At 55.5% G+C, this 3,584-nt stretch carries 2 rRNA genes; both read right to left on the reverse strand.

Annotated elements, in window-relative coordinates:
• Nucleotides 1–4 precede the first annotated feature (4 nt).
• Nucleotides 5–121 (reverse strand): 5S ribosomal RNA (gene rrf, locus WFH25_RS19220).
• A 152-nt stretch (nucleotides 122–273) separates the two neighbouring features.
• Nucleotides 274–3,403, reverse strand: a 23S ribosomal RNA gene (locus WFH25_RS19225).
• Nucleotides 3,404–3,584 lie beyond the last annotated feature (181 nt).

Raw genomic sequence — 3,584 nt, forward strand, 5'->3', positions numbered from 1 at the left:
TTGAGTCCGGCGGCGTCCTACTCTCCCACAAGGTCCCCCTTGCAGTACCATCGGCGCTGAGAGGCTTAGCTTCCGGGTTCGGAATGTGACCGGGCGTTTCCCTCTCGCTATGACCACCGGAACACCTTCGACCCAATCGCTTGGAAGTTCGAAAGCTGTTCCGCGGGCGCTCCTATTCGAGCACAGCGCGGTGTTCAGTTTCTTGTTCCCGATCGTCTGTCGGGAACCACAAAGTGGACGCGAGCCCCACACCGAAGTGTGGGAAATAGTTGTGTTGTCAAGTCTTCGGCTTATTAGTACCGGTCAGCTCCACGGGTCGTTAGTCCCCGCTTCCACATCCGGCCTATCAACCCAGTAGTCTGCTGGGAGCCTCTCACACTCAAGGTGCATGGAAATCTCATCTCGAAGACGGCTTCCCGCTTAGATGCTTTCAGCGGTTATCCGGTCCGAACGTAGCTAATCAGCGGTGCCCTTGGCAGAACAACTGACACACCAGAGGTTCGTCCATCCCGGTCCTCTCGTACTAGGGATAGATCTTCTCAAATTTCCAACGCGCGCAGCGGATAGGGACCGAACTGTCTCACGACGTTCTAAACCCAGCTCGCGTACCGCTTTAATGGGCGAACAGCCCAACCCTTGGGACCTACTCCAGCCCCAGGATGCGACGAGCCGACATCGAGGTGCCAAACCATGCCGTCGATATGGACTCTTGGGCAAGATCAGCCTGTTATCCCCGAGGTACCTTTTATCCGTTGAGCGACAGCGCTTCCACAAGCCACTGCCGGATCACTAGTCCCGACTTTCGTCCCTGCTCGACCTGTCAGTCTCACAGTCAAGCTCCCTTGTGCACTTACACTCGCCACCTGATTGCCAACCAGGTTGAGGGAACCTTTGGGCGCCTCCGTTACTCTTTGGGAGGCAACCGCCCCAGTTAAACTACCCACCAGGCACTGTCCATGAACCCGATCAGGGTCCTACGTTAGACATCCAGAGTGACCAGAGTGGTATTTCAACAACGACTCCACGAACACTAGCGTGCCCGCTTCACAGTCTCCCACCTATCCTACACAAGCCACACCGAACACCAATACCAAGCTGTAGTAAAGGTCACGGGGTCTTTCCGTCCTGCTGCGCGTAACGAGCATCTTTACTCGTAGTGCAATTTCGCCGAGTTCGCGGTTGAGACAGCTGGGAAGTCGTTACGCCATTCGTGCAGGTCGGAACTTACCCGACAAGGAATTTCGCTACCTTAGGATGGTTATAGTTACCACCGCCGTTTACTGGGGCTTAAATTCAGAGCTTCGCCCAAAGGCTAACCCTTCCTCTTAACCTTCCAGCACCGGGCAGGCGTCAGTCCGTATACATCGTCTTGCGACTTCGCACGGACCTGTGTTTTTAGTAAACAGTCGCTTCCCACTGGTCTCTGCGGCCTTCAACGCTCAGCGGAGCAAGTCCGCATCACGTGTCCGGCCCCCCTTCTCCCGAAGTTACGGGGGCATTTTGCCGAGTTCCTTAACCACGATTCTCTCGATCTCCTTGGTATTCTCTACCTGACCACCTGAGTCGGTTTCGGGTACGGGCGGCTGCAACCTCGCGTCGATGCTTTTCTCGGCAGCATAGGATCACTGATTTCCCCTTACGGGTACGCGTCGGATCTCAGGCATACAGACGACGGATTTGCCTATCGTCAGCCCTACATCCTTACACCAGGATCACCTTACGGATACCATCGCCTGGCTCAGCTACCTTCCTGCGTCACACCTGTTCATACGCTAACCGCACCAGCATGGGGTCGAGCGTTAGACCGCACGCCATCACCCCGAAGGGATCCGGTCAACACGGGTTAGGACTCTTAGCACCACTGGATTAGCTTGGGCGGTTGTTCGCCGGTACGGGAATATCAACCCGTTGTCCATCGACTACGCCTGTCGGCCTCGCCTTAGGTCCCGACTTACCCAGGGCGGATTAACCTGGCCCTGGAACCCTTGGTCTTTCGGAGGACGGGTTTCTCACCCGTCTTTCGCTACTCATGCCTGCATTCTCACTCGTGTAGCGTCCACGGCTGGATCACTCCGCCGCTTCACTCGCCACACGACGCTCTCCTACCACTCCGCACGACTGAACCACGAAGGCTTATCGAGTGTGCGAAATCTACAACTTCGGCGGTGTGCTTGAGCCCCGTTACATTGTCGGCGCGGAATCACTTGACCAGTGAGCTATTACGCACTCTTTCAAGGGTGGCTGCTTCTAAGCCAACCTCCTGGTTGTCTATGCAACTCCACATCCTTTCCCACTTAGCACACGCTTAGGGGCCTTAGTTGGTAGTCTGGGTTGTTTCCCTCTCGACGATGAAGCTTATCCCCCACCGTCTCACTGCTGCGCTCTCACTCACCGGCATTCGGAGTTTGGCTGACGTCAGTAACCTGTTGAGGCCCATCGGCCATCCAGTAGCTCTACCTCCGGCGAGAAACACGCAACGCTGCACCTAAATGCATTTCGGAGAGAACCAGCTATCACGAAGTTTGATTGGCCTTTCACCCCTATCCACAGCTCATCCCCTCCATTTTCAACTGAAGTGGGTTCGGTCCTCCACGACGTCTTACCGTCGCTTCAACCTGGCCATGGATAGATCACTTCGCTTCGGGTCTAGGACATGCGACTGAAACGCCCTATTCAGACTCGCTTTCGCTACGGCTGCCCCACACGGGTTAACCTCGCCACATATCACTAACTCGCAGGCTCATTCTTCAAAAGGCACGCCGTCACCCCTACAAGGAGGCTCCGACGGTTTGTAAGCAAACGGTTTCAGGTACTATTTCACTCCCCTCCCGGGGTACTTTTCACCTTTCCCTCACGGTACTTGTCCGCTATCGGTCATCTGGGAGTATTTAGGCTTATCAGGTGGTCCTGACAGATTCACACGGGATTTCTCGGGCCCCGTGCTACTTGGGATACACATCCGGCCATAACACCATTTCGTCTACGGGGCTGGCACCCACTACGGCCCGGCTTTCAAACCGGTTCGACTATGATGCGCTGTAACCGCCCCAGTCCGGCAGAACTGAGCGACGTGTCCCACAACCCCGACCATGCAACGCCCGCCGGCTATCACACATGATCGGTTTAGCCTCATCCGCTTTCGCTCGCCACTACTCACGGAATCACATGTTGTTTTCTCTTCCTGTGGGTACTGAGATGTTTCACTTCCCCACGTTCCCTCTACCCGCCCTATATATTCAGGCGGGAGTCACCAGGTCACAAAAGCGCCCAGCGGGGTTTCCCCATTCGGAAATCCTCGGCTCACAGCTCGATTATCAGCTCCCCGAGGCTTATCGCAGATTTCTACGTCCTTCTTCGGCTCCAGATGCCAAGGCATCCACCGTTTGCTCTTAGAAACTTGACCACAAAGATTAAAATTGCGATCGACTCACAACAACGACAACCCGAAGGTCATCATCGTTCCGAGCGATCTAAGATGCTCGCGTCCACTGTGTAGTTCTCAACATACGATCGGCACCACACTCCCCCGGGAACAACGCTCCCAGCATCATGCGGCCCACCGAAGAACCCAACCAGAACCCAAA

The organism is Curtobacterium sp. USHLN213 (assembly GCF_037144815.1).
GTDB lineage: Bacteria > Actinomycetota > Actinomycetes > Actinomycetales > Microbacteriaceae > Curtobacterium.